At 50.6% G+C, this 14,018-nt stretch carries 9 protein-coding genes; 5 read left to right on the top strand and 4 right to left on the bottom strand.

Going from position 1 to position 14,018, the window contains the following annotated elements; translation table 11 throughout:
• Nucleotides 1–4: 4 nt before the first annotated feature.
• Nucleotides 5–1,636: a 2-isopropylmalate synthase gene (locus AC5JMP_RS13740; protein ID WP_495852042.1), complete on the bottom strand. Its 1,632-nt coding sequence runs from the start codon at nt 1,634–1,636 to the stop codon at nt 5–7.
• A 349-nt stretch (nt 1,637–1,985) separates the two neighbouring features.
• Entirely contained in the window at nt 1,986–2,351 is a 366-nt protein-coding gene (locus AC5JMP_RS13735; protein WP_495852041.1) for a winged helix-turn-helix transcriptional regulator, read from the bottom strand.
• Between the two features lie 400 nt (nt 2,352–2,751).
• Between AC5JMP_RS13735 and AC5JMP_RS13730 the strand changes: the two genes are divergently transcribed.
• The 4 genes from AC5JMP_RS13730 (at nt 2,752) to AC5JMP_RS13715 (ending at nt 9,306) form a co-directional block, all read left to right on the top strand.
• Nucleotides 2,752–3,765 carry a zinc-dependent alcohol dehydrogenase family protein gene (locus AC5JMP_RS13730; protein ID WP_495852040.1) on the top strand — a complete coding sequence of 338 codons (1,014 nt, stop codon included), beginning with the start codon at nt 2,752–2,754 and terminating at the stop codon, nt 3,763–3,765.
• 8 nt (nt 3,766–3,773) lie between these two features.
• Complete coding sequence (locus tag AC5JMP_RS13725; protein WP_495852039.1) at nt 3,774–4,256, top strand: cobalamin biosynthesis protein; 483 nt, start codon at nt 3,774–3,776, stop codon at nt 4,254–4,256.
• 353 nt (nt 4,257–4,609) lie between these two features.
• The gene (locus tag AC5JMP_RS13720; RefSeq protein ID WP_495852038.1) at nt 4,610–7,534 is read left to right on the top strand and encodes a hypothetical protein; all 2,925 of its coding nucleotides are present in this window, start codon (nt 4,610–4,612) and stop codon (nt 7,532–7,534) included.
• Between the two features lie 152 nt (nt 7,535–7,686).
• Nucleotides 7,687–9,306 (top strand): hypothetical protein, encoded by a 1,620-nt coding sequence (locus AC5JMP_RS13715; protein WP_495852037.1) that lies wholly within the window; start codon nt 7,687–7,689, stop codon nt 9,304–9,306.
• A 119-nt stretch (nt 9,307–9,425) separates the two neighbouring features.
• Here AC5JMP_RS13715 and AC5JMP_RS13710 read toward each other — a convergent pair whose 3' ends face one another.
• Nucleotides 9,426–10,442 (bottom strand): succinate dehydrogenase/fumarate reductase iron-sulfur subunit, encoded by a 1,017-nt coding sequence (locus tag AC5JMP_RS13710; protein ID WP_495852036.1) that lies wholly within the window; start codon nt 10,440–10,442, stop codon nt 9,426–9,428.
• A gap of 571 nt (nt 10,443–11,013) precedes the next feature.
• Here AC5JMP_RS13710 and AC5JMP_RS13705 point away from each other — a divergent pair.
• Complete coding sequence (locus tag AC5JMP_RS13705; protein WP_495852035.1) at nt 11,014–11,397, top strand: AbrB family transcriptional regulator; 384 nt, start codon at nt 11,014–11,016, stop codon at nt 11,395–11,397.
• Nucleotides 11,398–12,246: 849 nt separating this feature from the next.
• Here AC5JMP_RS13705 and cimA read toward each other — a convergent pair.
• Complete coding sequence (gene cimA, locus AC5JMP_RS13700; RefSeq protein ID WP_495852034.1) at nt 12,247–13,899, bottom strand: citramalate synthase; 1,653 nt, start codon at nt 13,897–13,899, stop codon at nt 12,247–12,249.
• Between the last annotated feature and the right edge of the window lie 119 nt (nt 13,900–14,018).

The raw sequence follows: 14,018 nt of genomic DNA, 5'->3' as shown, positions 1-14,018 counted from the left end.
TTTCTTACGCCACAGGCTGCGCCTCGTCATGCTGCGGATGCAACACCTTGCCGTTTTGCAGGCTGGCATAGAGACGATTCAATGCGCTGGTATAGGCAAGCGCTGAGGCAACGATGATGTCTGTGTTGGCGGCATGACCAGAGAAAATCACCTCTTCGTGCTTCAAGCGAATCGTGACTTCCCCCAGGGCATCAATGCCCTGCGTCACAGACTGCACTGAAAACTCAATCAGCTGATTGGGGATATCAATGACGCGATTAATGGCTCTGTAGACGGCATCCACAGGCCCTGTGCCGATCGCCGCATCGGTCAGTTCTTCGCCTTCGGGGGTGCGGAGGGTAACGGTTGCCGTGGGTCGGGCATGGTCGCCGCAGGACACCTGAATATGCTCTAGGCGGAACAGTTCGGGAGCCTGCTGAGTTTCGTCATGGACGATCGCCTCCAGATCCCAGTCAGTGATGTCTTTCTTCTTGTCCGCCATGTCTTTAAATCGCAAGAAGGCACGATTTAGCTCCTGGTCAGCTAGATCAAAGCCCAACTCCTTCAGGCGCACCCGGAAGGCATTACGTCCCGACAGCTTGCCCAAAGTAATCTGGTTGTCATTCAGCCCGATCGACTGAGCATCCATGATTTCATAGGTCAGCTTGTGTTTTAACACGCCGTCTTGATGAATTCCAGACTCGTGAGAAAAGGCGTTGGCACCGACGATCGCTTTATTAGGCTGCACCAGCATTCCGGTCAGGTTAGACACTAGGCGAGAAGTCTTGTAGATCTGGCGCGTGTCAATTTGGGTGAGCGGTGCTTCCGAATCAACCGGACGACCCAAAAACGGATTGAAGTACTGCCGCCGTACATGCAGCGCCATTACCAGCTCCTCCAGTGCCGCATTGCCTGCCCGTTCGCCAATGCCGTTGATCGTGCACTCTAGCTGCCTTGCGCCATTCTTCACGGCTTCCAGGAAGTTGGCGACCGCTAAACCCAGGTCGTTATGCCCATGCACGGAGATAATTGCCTGATCGACGTTAGGCACGTTCTCTTTAATGCCTTTAATAATTGCGCCAAATTCTGCGGGCGTGGTGTAGCCAACGGTGTCAGGAATGTTGATGGTGGTGGCTCCAGCCGCGATCGCCCTTTCCAATACCTGATACAAAAACTCTGGATCAGAGCGCCCCGCATCTTCGGGCGAAAACTCTACATCATCGACGAAGGTCTTGGCATAAGCCACCATTTCGGGCGCAATTTCCAAGACTTCACGGCGCGTTTTTTTCAGCTTATATTCCAGGTGAATATCTGAAGTAGCAATGAAGGTGTGAATGCGCGGCTTGGCGGCATAGGCAACTGCTTTAGCGGCAGCTTCGATGTCCGATCGCGTGGCGCGTGCCAAACCACAGATAATTGGGCCATCCTCGGTGCCCACCTGCTGCGCAATTTTGCTGACGGCTTCAAAGTCGCCAGGGCTGGCAAACGGAAACCCTGCCTCGATGATGTCTACCCCAAGACGCGCTAGCTGACGGGCGATCGTCAGTTTCTCATCCACATTCAGGGTGGCTCCGGGGGACTGTTCGCCATCTCGCAGAGTTGTGTCGAAAATGAGAATCCGGTCAGTCTGGGACGTAGGTTGGGGTTGGGCACTCATAGGGTAAAGACAGGGTAGGTGAAAACTGTAGTCATAAAAGCTATTTTAAGGGGTGAGCCGACGATCGGTGGTCAATTGTTAACTTGCATGATCCATCAACCTTGCCCAATCATGCCCGAACAAGCGTTTTTGCAGGGCTGCTGGGGCGACAAGCAAAACGCGCTCTGCTCTTGGTGGCTTTTATCGTTGTCTGCGAACTGATGGGGAATACCGGAAGCCATTACAGCTATCGCTCATTAATTAGCTCGTATCTTCTATTCTGGAGTTCAGGCGGAAGCTACAGCAATTTAAATTGTTTCCCAGAAGAGGGCTGACGTTAAAAATTCGCTTCTAGAGGTTCACCTAGCTGTTATTCAGGTAGTTTTTCACCAGACTGCTGCGTGTCATCGAGCTGCTGAATGTAGCGATCGCCCCATTCTCTCATGAGTAGTAAAATCGGTTCTAAACTACGTCCAAATTCTGTGAGCGAGTATTCCACTTTGGGCGGCACTTGAGCATATACCGTGCGTTCTACTACGCCGTCTTTTTCTAGTTCACGAAGCTGGAGGGTCAGCATTCGTTGAGTGCATCCTTGCACCAGTCTTTGAAGCTGGTTAAATCGCTTTGTGCCGCTGGTCAGGTGGAATAGAATTACGCCTTTCCAGCGTCCGCCAATTACGTCTAGGGTAGCTTCGACTGAGCAACCGTAACGGTAACTATATTCTCGTGTGGGCATTTTGTTGTTGGACAGGATAGTTTTTGATACTACTCTACAAAAATGTACGTACTTGTCAAAGCTGGGAGTAGTCCTAACAATAAAAGTGTAACAGCCTGAAAGCTTGAAAGCTAGATATGACGCTACGCGCTTAGATCCAATGAATTATTTTTTGAGAGCCGCGCTCCACGCGGCTCTCAAAAAATAATTCGTCCTAACTCAATTACGGAATGCCATAGCAAGGCAAACAGCCTTGGGGGTTTCCCCCAAACCCCCATCGGGGGACGAAGCACTTCCCCCGAACCCCCTCCGCACGAGATGGTGGATGGGAGGGAGAGGGCGCGTTGCATTAGATAAGGCGGCAGTAGTTTTTTTTGAAAATGGCTTTGGAACGTACCGACGAATATTTTGGGAGAGATTTATGAGAGCTTATGAATTGCGGAACGATCGCTCGGATTCTCCTGCTTTGCTGGAACGATCGCAACCTCAGCCTGGTTTTGGGCAGGTGTTGGTGAAGATGCGGGCGGCTAGTCTGAATTATCGCGATCTGCTGGTGGCGAAGGGTTCCTATGGGGCAAAGGAGTTTAAGCCGATCGTGCCGCTGTCGGATGGGTCGGGTGAGGTGGTGGCTCTGGGTGAGGGGGTAACTCGTGTGGCGGTGGGCGATCGCGTGGCGGGTATCTTTATGCAGGGCTTTATTTCCGGGGAGCTAACTCCTGAAAAGTCGGGTTCGGCGTTGGGTGGGGCGATCGATGGAGTTTTGGCGGAATATGTGGTGTTTGATCAGCAGGGGTTGGTCAAGATTCCTGATTTTCTCTCTTATGAAGAGGCGGCGACGCTGCCCTGTGCTGCGGTGACGGCATGGAATGCGCTCGTTGTTGAGGGTCAGCTTAAGGCGGGTGAGACGGTGTTGCTGTTGGGAACTGGGGGAGTGTCTCTGTTTGCTTTGCAGTTCGCTAAGATGGCTGGCGCAAAGGTGATTCTGACGAGCAGCAGTGATGAAAAGCTGGAGCGAGCAAGACAGCTTGGCGCAGATGCGGGGATTAATTACCGGACTATGCCTGATTGGGAGGAGAAGGTTTGGGCATTAACAGATGGTCGCGGTGTGGATCATGTGGTGGAGGTGGGCGGTTCGGCAACGCTCTCAAAGTCGCTGCGATCGGTGCGCTATGGCGGCAAGATTGCGATGATTGGCGTGCTGAATGGTACGACTGGAGAGGTTAATACGAGCGCAATTTTGCACAAGCAGGTGCGGGTGCAGGGCATTTATGTTGGCTCACGAGATATGTTTGAGGAGATGAATCGGGCGATCGCTCTGCACCAAATTCATCCGGTGATCGATCGTGTGTTTCCGTTTGAGGAGGCGCGATCGGCGATGACGTACCTAGAAAGCGGCAGTCATTTTGGTAAGGTGGTAGTGGGTATTTCAGGCTAAAAAACTCTATGCAAGCCCATTCAGTAGACAGCGGCGATCGGGCAGATACCGATCTCAGGATGCTATGGGTGGGCGTTGGCTATGGGCAAGACACTTCGCGACAGTTGATTGAAACTGCAATTCGATCTGTGTGTCTTGCCCATAATCTGGCAGAAAGGGCGATCGCTGGACTTGCCACCCTCGACTCCAAAACGCAGGACAGCCAGCTTATAGATTTGTGTCACGATCGTCAGTGGCAGCTACGCGGCTTTCCGGCAAGTGATTTAGGTGCCGTGGCTGTGTCTAGTCCTTCAGCGATTGTTGCTCAATTGATCGGAACACCCAGCATCTCCGAAGCGGCAGCAATCCTGGCGGCTACAGACTGTAGAGCAACAGGCGAAAATCTCCGTGGTTTCTTGCGCGTTTCCAAGCAGATCTTTCGCCAAGATGGGCATAGAGCGGTGACGGTCGCGATCGCTCAATCTATCGTTCTCCTTAAAGAATCGTTCTAAATGGCGATTGAATTCCTCCATGTGGGCTTAATAGAGTTAGGTGAGCTTACAGACAATTCCTTTAAAGCAATCTCTTGAAGCAATCTCTTGAAGCAAGCTATAACTATGAACCGTTGGCGCTAAATTCAACGAATTGCCGTCATTGGGTTCTCTAGAAATCATTAATTCTTTAGAAATCTAGATTTGCGTTTTGTTTCAGGAATATCTAGGGATAATTTTTCTAGAATGGGTGTACCCTTCATCTACGGGTAGATTATCTGGGGGCAGATTACCTAGCAAACAAAGCGTCTGTTTTCCCGCTCCCGTCTTCTGTAACCTGCTCATCTGCGAAACTCTAGTCAGGGACTTAAACCGTGGCTCAAAACGACCAAATTCAAGCGCTTATCCAAGAAATTGACGAGGTTCTTAGCAAAACCACCCCTCGTTTGCCTTGGGTCATGTCCACCGATGCTATGCGGCAGCGGCAAGTTTTGGAGCAAGCCCGGAGTTGTCTGGACAAACTGCAAATCCCTAGTCAAGGGCTAACCGATCAGACGATCGATCCTGAAGCAAAGCTCCTGCCTTCTGGACAGCCCGCAGCAGAATCTGCTCAACAAGTGCTGCAAGCGGTTTTACAGGAAATGACCTATCTGCGGGTCAATATGCTGCAACCGATGCGATCGGATGTAGATTTGTTGCGGCAGCAGCGAGAGGCGCTCACCCAAGAAATTCGTCAGCTCGAAGCCCAACGCCAGCAGTATGGTCTACCGCAGGGCAATCCGCAGCTTTTGATGGAGTTTCTTCAGTCGGCTATGGGGCAGATGCAGGAAAGTCTGCGGGGGCAGGTGACGCAAATGGTTGCCAGTCTGGCCGTTGAGGGCGCGGTTGAGCCGCCGCTGCTGCATGGTGCGGCAGACTCTGAGAATTTGGCGATCGCTTCCTTGAGTTCAGCCCAGCGGCTTGAGCAAATTCAGCGCGTACAAATTCAGTCGGATCAGCTTTTGCTAAAGCTAGATTCAACGCTGCAAGTCATTTTTGATTCCTTGCAAAACAATATTCTGACTTACCAAGAGTCTCTAGAGCAAGGGCTAAGCCGAATGCAAAGCCTAGGGCAGCAGGGCGAAGCGATGTTTTCTGCGCTCGTCACTCGACTGGCAGAACAGTTGGGCAAGGAGGCATCAGTCTACTTGCAGTCGCAGTCCCAGCAGCAAGCTCAGCAACAAGTCCAGTCACCTGCTCAACCGCAAATTTTGGAGGGCGATCGCGCTCTGTCTACAAAAAGAGCGTTAGATGAAAATGCAGATGCTGAGATTGCCCGACTCCTAGAGGAATTGAATTCGCTTAGCCCCACCAATCCTCAACCCGATTCTTTAGAGACGCGATGGCAGCCACAGCCCTTTGCGCTAGAGGTCGGCAGTTTGGAAGCGCTGGATCAGGAGTTGCAGCAGCTTGACCTGTCGGTTGCTCCGTTAGAGGTAGATTATTTTCCTGATGACGATGGCGACCTGACTTTCTTCCAAGAAGATCAGGAATTTCCCTTCTCAAAATTCTCCTCGGAAGACGCAACCCGTATTCAAAATCTGGATTTAGATCAGGCTATTCAAGATCTGGATCAGGTCAGTATTAGGGATTCTCATGACCCTTCCCCTTCCTATGACATCTCTCACACCTTCCTTCCAGAAAGCTTTTCCCAGAGTGACGCCCCATCTGATTCTAGTTCTGAAGATCTGGAGTCTGCCCTAGATCTGCTCAATCAACTTAGCGCTGAAGCTGAGACAGAACTCCCTGAAGGCAGCATATCTAAAGCCGAATCTAATGAACTGCCTATAGATTCCTTCAAGCCAGACGGCACTCTAGAATTAGGGTCAGTTGAGGAAAGGTTTGAGGAGAAGTCTGAGGCGATCGCTCCCCCTTCACTGATTGATTCTCCTGACAATCTCTACACTGACGATTTCTATCAGAGCTTGTTTGGTGATACCAACAAGAACTTGAAAATCTCGGAGAATTCTGATGTAGACAGGGATCTAGACAGCAATCTCACAAATCTGCCAAACCCTGATTTAGCCTCTGAAACTCTGGAGCCAACAGATTTCTTGTCTTTTGAGGTAGATACAGAGAATGAACTAGCGCCATCTGTGGATTTGAATGAGTGGTTTCAAGAGGATGTGCCAACGCCCCAGGGCAACACGTCCCAGAGCAACACGCTTCAGCCAGAAGATCCGCTCCAAAGCTACAGCCTGACGGCAGCGCCTTCCCACGAAGACCTCTTTGGTGGAGCCGTCGATCCGGCGATCGCTCAGCCCATTCAAGATGCAGAAGCTGACTTTTTACCCGATTTCTCGATCGCTCCTTTCCCTCAGTCGGTCGAAAATTTCCTGTTGAGCGAACCTGCATCCCCCCAAGAACCCTCTAGTTTCGACTCATCTAAAATCAGCACACCCATTGAGGAAGATATCTTTTGGGAGCTGGCAGAGGAAATTCAGATCGAGCCAGTTGCGGCTTCTCCAGCCGTTACGGCTCCGGTAGAGACCATTTCGGCGCTGACCGATTTGATTTCAGAATATGCCACTCCCAATCTAGACGTCCCTGAGCTAGAAAGACCTGAAGACAGTGTGTGGGCGATCGCTACCCCCGCTGAATCTGATGTCAGCGATCCTGATGCCTTTGAACCTGCTCATCCTGGAGAAGATCTGCTGATTTCAGCCACCTCGCAAGAGACGATCGCTAACTTTGAGGTCGGCGAGGACACGCTGCAACGACTCACGGCAGATCTATCTACCCTAGAGCTTCCTGGCGCAAGCTTAAATCTGGAAAGCGCAAGCTTAAATCTGGAAAGTGACCTGGCGCCACAGGCAACGAATCGTGAGGATACATTGAGCGTAGATCCCTTGGCAGATTTATACCTGAAGGCTCCTTCGGAAGGGACGATCGACAGTCAGGCTGACCAAATTGCTAACGCCATCACGCTAGAAGATCTTCTATTTACGGATGAGCTAGAGGCATTTGCTCCAGATCCTAATTCAGGTGCTAACCCAGATCCCGATATCAATTTCTTCGAGGCTCCTGATCAAACGTCTGATCAAACATCTGTCCAGTTTCCAGACCAAGCTTCAGACCAACCTTCAGACCGGGCTTCAGACAGCCGGAGCGCTTCCTCAGAGAACTTAGCTGCATCAGGCAATGCTTTTACTCTAGAAGGCTTAGACATTTTGTTTGAAGGAATACCGTCGCTGCCCGGATTAGAGATCCCCGATACTGAAGCCCCTGAGCTTGAGACACAGCCTAAAAAAAAAGTCTAGATCCCGATATCAGTCCGGGCTGGGTTTCGGCAAGTCCCGACGCTGATTCCTCGTCGATCGACTATGAAAGCCTTCTGGAAAACGATCCCTTCGTAGATATTTTTCCGGTAGACGCGCCAACAGGCGAATCGCAGGAAGGCGGTGCTGGGGCAATGAGCCTGGAGGCTTGGGCAATGGATATGATGGCAGCTCAGCCGATCGCCCCTGAATCTCCATCACTTCAAGAGGTTCTCCTGCCCGATCCTCAAACGCCTGACCTTCAAGCTCTAAGCTTAGAGGCTTGGGCAATGGACATGGCAGAAGAAGTCCAGGCAGCGCCGATCGCTGTCGAGCCACCTATCCCTGAAGACATCCCTCAAGTTACTGAAGCCCGGTGGTATTTGGGTCTAGACTTTGGCACGACTGGAATTTCAGCCGTCTTGCTCAATCAAGCAACCTATCACCTCTACCCCCTCTACTGGACATCGCCGATCTCAGGACTGCCAGAAAGATCTGAAGTCCCTAGCGAACTCAAATTTCGTCTGCCCTCAGCTCTCTCGCTCCAGACTGCTAACCACGCTGCCTTTCATCTGCATGATTTTAAGCCTTACCTAAAGCTTCCCCAGCAGACGAGCGATCGCAGACCAACGGTGGTGCAAGGGTCAGATACTCAGCAAATTTCGCTCATTCAAATCACTCAGGCGCTGTCAGCTCTGCTTTCTAGTCTCATCGGCTCGGCTGAAGCGCTAGAGCTTGAAGCTGCCCTGCCGCCGATCACGGGTGTCGCGATCGGCTATCCTGCTGACTGGTCAGAGGTTTACTGTTCTAATCTGCGGCAAATTGTCCTGGATGCCCATCTGGTAACTGATCCAGATCAGATTTACTTTGTGGAAGACTCGATCGCAGCATTCTTGTCTACTCTGAACAGCAGTAGCGGTCGAGAAATTGTTTTGCCGCACAGCTCTCAGCGAAATGCTGTTGCAACCGAAACTTCGGAGTCCAAAAACACGCTGGTATTGGTTGCTGGAGCCGTCACGACCGAACTTGCAATCATGCAGATTGCAGGAAATTCGCCAGTAGCCCCAAACTCGCTAGATTTGAATCGAAACAAGGTGCAGATTCGCAGCCTTCCGTTTGCCGGTCAGGGGATTGATCAGGATATTATCTGTCAATTAATCTATCCTTTTCTCACCCAAGACGCAGGGAACAGTATTGCGCGATCGCTAGAGGGTTTGGGAGAAGCCGTTGCAGAAGATTTTATTGCCGAGGCGATCGATCTGACGGTGCTTGCCTTCCACAATTTGAAGCTGCCTCATGCTGGAGAGCCGGATTTAGCTTTGCGTAGTCAACTTCAACAGCGTCTACAAAGCTCTCGATCGGGTAATATTTTGCTCAATGCGGCGCAATATATTAAGCTCACCCTCCAGCAGCAGAGCCGTTGCCGCCTACAGTTGGGTCATCAACAGCAGACCATCCTCCGGCAGGATTTGGGAAGTCAGGTTTTGCTGCCCTATATTCAGCGGCTCAATCGTGAGCTAAATGCGTTGCTGACCCAAGCAGATCTGACTGTAACAGACGTTAATCAAGTCATTTGCACAGGCGGCACTGCGTCCTTGGGGGCGATCGCTCGCTGGCTGAGGCAAAAGCTGCCCAATGCCACTATTACCCAAGATACCTACCGAGCCTCAAGCGATCGCTGTATTCCTGGCTGTAGTCGCATTGCTTACGGACTAGCGGTGCTGCCGCTACAGCCACAGCTCCTTCAACAGCCCCAGTTTCTCGAACAACCCTAGCCAAAAATCTAAGGAGCATGGATTAGATGAGATCCAATAATTTGGAAGTGCCGCGCGAAGCGCGGCACTTCCAAATAACTATTACAGGTTAGTGCTACGATCCTAAGCTGCTTGTGCCGCTAACTTTCTGCTTTTTGCACGGCTTCCATCAGCGATCGCACTTCTGCGGCTCCTTCAGATGGCTCAAACATCAGCGGGAACTTGCCGCGTGCCAACATCCGCAAGCCCAGAGGCCCTAAGCCTGCTAGACCTCTCAAATCCCGGAATGAGTTGCCTACCACCATTAGCCCAAACTTGCGCTCATCAATCCATCCCCCCTCTTTCACCAGGTCAATCAGCACCTTACGATGGCGCACAGGGCGGCTAGTCTGGGCATTTTGGCGATCGAGCACTTCTTGCTTAATCTTGCTAATTTGCTCCATGGGGGCTACCTCCATCGGGCAGACAGAGTTGCAGTAGTAGCAGCGCGTGCAGCCCCAAACGCCACTCGTGCCTTCGCTATACTGCTCTAGCCGTGCTTCTGTCTGGTCATCCCTAGAGTCGGCAATCGTCCGATATACCTTTGCCAGGGCATGCGGCCCAACAAACTCAGGATTCACTTCGCGGGCGGTGCATTCTGAGTAGCAAGCTCCACAGAGAATACAGTTGCCCACCTGATTCAGTCGATCGCGCTCTTCTGGAAGCTGCAAAAACTCCCGCTCTGGCACCTGCCGCGCCTCGGTGCTGACGTAGGGATCGACCGCCTCTAGGTTATCCCAGAAGCTCTGCATATCCACGACCAGATCCTTGATCACAGGCATATTGCCCATGGGGGCGATCGTTAAAGTGGGGATCGCACTGGCTGAAGGGGCAGAACCACCGTCCGGTGATGCGGCATGGATCGCCTCCAGTCGCGCTAGTTCGCTCCCCACATTTTCTTTGCAGGCTAGTGCCGATCGACCATTAATCCGCATGGTGCAGCTTCCACAAATGGTATTGCGACAATTCTTGCGAAATGCCAAACCGCCATCTTGCTCCCACTTGATCCGATTGAGGCAGTCTAAAATCGTGTTTCCTGGCTCCACTTCTAGTGCATAAGTCTGGATTCGTGCGGGAGAATCTGCGGTTTGTCGAATGACCTGAAATTGAACTTGCATAGATTTGAATGGGCGATCGTGATGCGGAGCGATATATCTCTAGTCTAAACCCAAACCTTTTTGAAGCTGTGCGATCGCAGAATGCTTACAGATTCTCTTGATTGAAGCGATCGGCTTTGCCATGTACAGACTCGTTCTACATCTCATCAAGCTTTTCTTACGAACTTAAGCTAATTCAAATTCTTTGACCGCTATTGCCAGCTTCATTATTGCCAGCCCATATAATTCACGGGAGATTTCATCTTGAGCAAGCCTCTGTTGAGCAACTAACTTAAGTTTTATCTAGATACTTAACCTACCCAGGTATTCGACTCATCCAGATATTGAGTCAAATTCTCTTGATGTTGGCTAAGAGAGTAATGTTGATTGGAGAAGTATTTAATCTGATATGAAGTAGAATTTTTTGGAACCGGATAATTGTGATCTTAGATTTTATCGATCGAGTCATCATTTAGCTATCAAATTTTAGAGCTTTAAGGCTATATTCTTTATAGGATTTAAAGCAGATTACGATTTACATCGATAATCTTGACGTGTTGATCTCAACGATTGTGAGGAACCCTAGAAAGCAATGACTGAAATGGCAACTGCTCCACTGACTGGAAAAGCACTCCTGCAAAAAGTTAAAGAGCTATCAGATCTACCGCGACGAGAAAAGGCTAAACGTTGCGGCTACTATACGACTGGGAAAAATAACCAAGCCCGCGTCAATGTTGCAGACTTTCTGGAGGCAATTCTAGAAGCTAAAGGCACAACGCTAGATACGGAAAGCTCGAAAGATGGTCGAGGGCGCGAGCCGACTTACCGTGTCAGCGTTCATCAAAATGGTCAGATTGTGATTGGCTCAACCTACACTCAAAAAATGGGGCTGATTGCAGGAGATGAATTTGAGATCAAGTTGGGCTATAAGCACATTCAGTTAGTCAAGCTGGATCAGGATGATGATGAAGAGTGATTTCTGGTCAACTCATTTTTTGCGATCGCAGTATTCAAAATGCTTCGATGGCTCGGCTCTCTAACGGCTTGAGTCTCTGAACATTAAGCCCTTAATGTCAAGCTCTCAGGCAGCTATTTAGAACGACTTAAACAGATCTAAATTGGAAATGAGGACTATTACTTGCTTAGCTTAGTAAGGTCTATGACTGTGCAAGCTGTTACTGAAGCTATGATTAGTGAGAATATGAGTCTACTAAACTGTTTCCGAATGAGGAGACATAGTGCACCTGAGCAGCCACCGAAGCAAGAGCAATTGGACGGGACGAAGTGAGCGAAATAGCTGAAGTCACTGGATTGTCCCGTACTACCATTTGCAAAGTGATTGCATCGGAATAGCCACCAAGTGAGGGATGGCAGGAAGCCCAAGCATTCGTCAACTGGGAAGACGCAAATCACTGAAAACCCTGACCCTTAATGGGTCAAGGATTTACAAATCCTAGTGGAAGCCTTTTTGCAGATTAACAGCAAATTAGCAGACGAGTGAAACAGCTTTATCAACACCAACCTGTGATTTCGATCGATGCGAAGAGGGAATTACAAGGGGAGTACCAGAACGAAGGCAAGGAACAGCATCGACCCTGATACCACTTTAAATTGATGAGACAGCAGATGATTTTCGAGAGCCGCGCGGCTCTCGAAAATCATCTGCCCTGATTGGGTCTTAAATTGGTATGACATTAATGGGGCTAACTTAAAAGGGGCTAACTTACAGCATTTTTCAATTGGATAGCCCAGACTCGACCAAGTGCAAAACGCTGTATTTTGAGTAGCGGCTCAAGTTCGAAAGATGAATCGGCTCAAAAGAGAATCAGGAGGAAGGTGCTAGGGCGGCTTTAGCCTGACTTTGCAGCATTAGTCCATACTCTAGTCCTTCAACGCTAGCCTGGTAGGACGCTTCGATAATGTTGCTTGATACGCCTACAGTCGTCCAGCGCTGATGTCCGTTACTGCTCTCTACCAGTACGCGGGTCTTTGCCGCAGCTCCCGCGCCGCCATCCAAAATCCGAACTTTATAGTCTGTCAAGTGAAAGGTGGAAATTTCAGGATAGAAGTTAGTCAAGGCTTTGCGCAATGCTGCATCTAGCGCTGCAACAGGGCCATTTCCCTCGGCGGCTTCCAAGATATCTTGTCCGTTGACCATGACCTTCACAGTTGCTAAAGAGTGGCTTTGTCCTGCCTTCGATCCGCCTACCATGTCGCAATGAACATGAAAATCTTTGATCACAAAAAATGACTGTCGCTGCCTTAACGCTTCCCGCATCAGTAGTTCAAAGCTAGCCTCAGCGGCTTCAAACTGATAGCCCTGATTTTCCAGCGTTTTCAAATGCTGTAAAATTTGCCGACAGGTAGGATCTTGCTTATCTAGATCAATGCCAAAGCTACGGGCTTTTGCCAACACATTGCTCAAGCCTGCCTGATCGGAGATGACAATTCGGCGAGCGTTACCGATTAGCTCTGGCGCAATATGCTCATAGGTAAGGGGATTGCGCTCAACGGCACTGACATGAATACCGCCCTTGTGAGCAAATGCCGACAGACCCACAAACGGTGCATGGTCATCTGGCGCTAAGTTGACAACCTCGCTAATGAGCCGACTGGATGCGCTGAGATGAGCCAATTGATCGGAATGGACACACTGATAGCCTAGCTTGAGCTGTAGATTGGGTAGCAAAGTGCAGAGATTAGCATTGCCGCAGCGTTCGCCATAGCCATTGACGGTGCCTTGAACCATTCTGGCTCCCTGCATGACGGCAGCAATCGCATTGGCTACGGCAGTTCCAGAGTCGTTGTGGGTGTGGATACCGATCTGGGGAGCGGGGAGCGCAGAGGAGGAGTGGGAAAGCTCAACGAAGTGAATGACGTCTTGGACGATCGCCGTAATCTCGTGGGGCAGAGTGCCGCCGTTAGTGTCGCACAGCACTAGCCATTCGGCTCCGCCAGCGATCGCCGCAGTTAGCGTCTTTAGGGCATAGTCGCGGTTTTGCTTGTAGCCGTCAAACCAGTGTTCAGCATCGTAAATGACGCGCCGATCCTGGCTGCGGAAGTATTCGACCGTGTCTTGAATCATCGCCAGATTTTCGTCTAGCGTCGTTTGCAGCCCTTCAATTACATGCAGATCCCAAGACTTGCCAAACAAAGTCACCCAGCGGGTTCCTGCTGCCAAAATCGGTTGCAGCGTCGGGTCTTCAGCAGCTTTTTTGCCGGGGCGACGGGTCGAGCAAAAGGCAACGATTTCTGCTTGGGTCAGCGGTTCTTCCTGCAACTGCCAGAAGAACTGCACATCTTTGGGATTGGCTCCAGGCCAGCCGCCTTCAATGAATGGAATTCCTAGGCAATCCAGCTGACGGGCAATCCGCAGCTTGTCATCTGTAGACAGCGACAGCCCTTCCCGCTGAGCGCCATCCCGCAGGGTAGTGTCGTAGATCCAGAGGGTTTTGGCGGCGTGTGAGTCTGGGTTCATGGCATGGAAAAAGCTATGGGAACAAAGCTATGAAAACAAAATAGTAAAGACAAAGCATCAGGAACGCCAGGAAACCAGCGATCGCTTTCCTCCTATTCTCTCATGCAAAACCACTGACC

The sequence above is a fragment of the Drouetiella sp. genome, assembly GCF_059504425.1.
This window is presented reverse-complemented; position numbering and strand designations above follow the sequence as displayed.

Coding starts and splice junctions, on each gene's coding strand:
- AC5JMP_RS13740 (WP_495852042.1), bottom strand. CDS start 1,636: ATGAGTGCCCAACCCCAACCTACGTCCCAGACTGACCGGATTCTCATT.
- AC5JMP_RS13735 (WP_495852041.1), bottom strand. CDS start 2,351: ATGCCCACACGAGAATATAGTTACCGTTACGGTTGCTCAGTCGAAGCT.
- AC5JMP_RS13730 (WP_495852040.1), top strand. CDS start 2,752: ATGAGAGCTTATGAATTGCGGAACGATCGCTCGGATTCTCCTGCTTTG.
- AC5JMP_RS13725 (WP_495852039.1), top strand. CDS start 3,774: ATGCAAGCCCATTCAGTAGACAGCGGCGATCGGGCAGATACCGATCTC.
- AC5JMP_RS13715 (WP_495852037.1), top strand. CDS start 7,687: ATGAGCCTGGAGGCTTGGGCAATGGATATGATGGCAGCTCAGCCGATC.
- AC5JMP_RS13710 (WP_495852036.1), bottom strand. CDS start 10,442: ATGCAAGTTCAATTTCAGGTCATTCGACAAACCGCAGATTCTCCCGCA.
- AC5JMP_RS13705 (WP_495852035.1), top strand. CDS start 11,014: ATGACTGAAATGGCAACTGCTCCACTGACTGGAAAAGCACTCCTGCAA.
- cimA (WP_495852034.1), bottom strand. CDS start 13,899: ATGAACCCAGACTCACACGCCGCCAAAACCCTCTGGATCTACGACACT.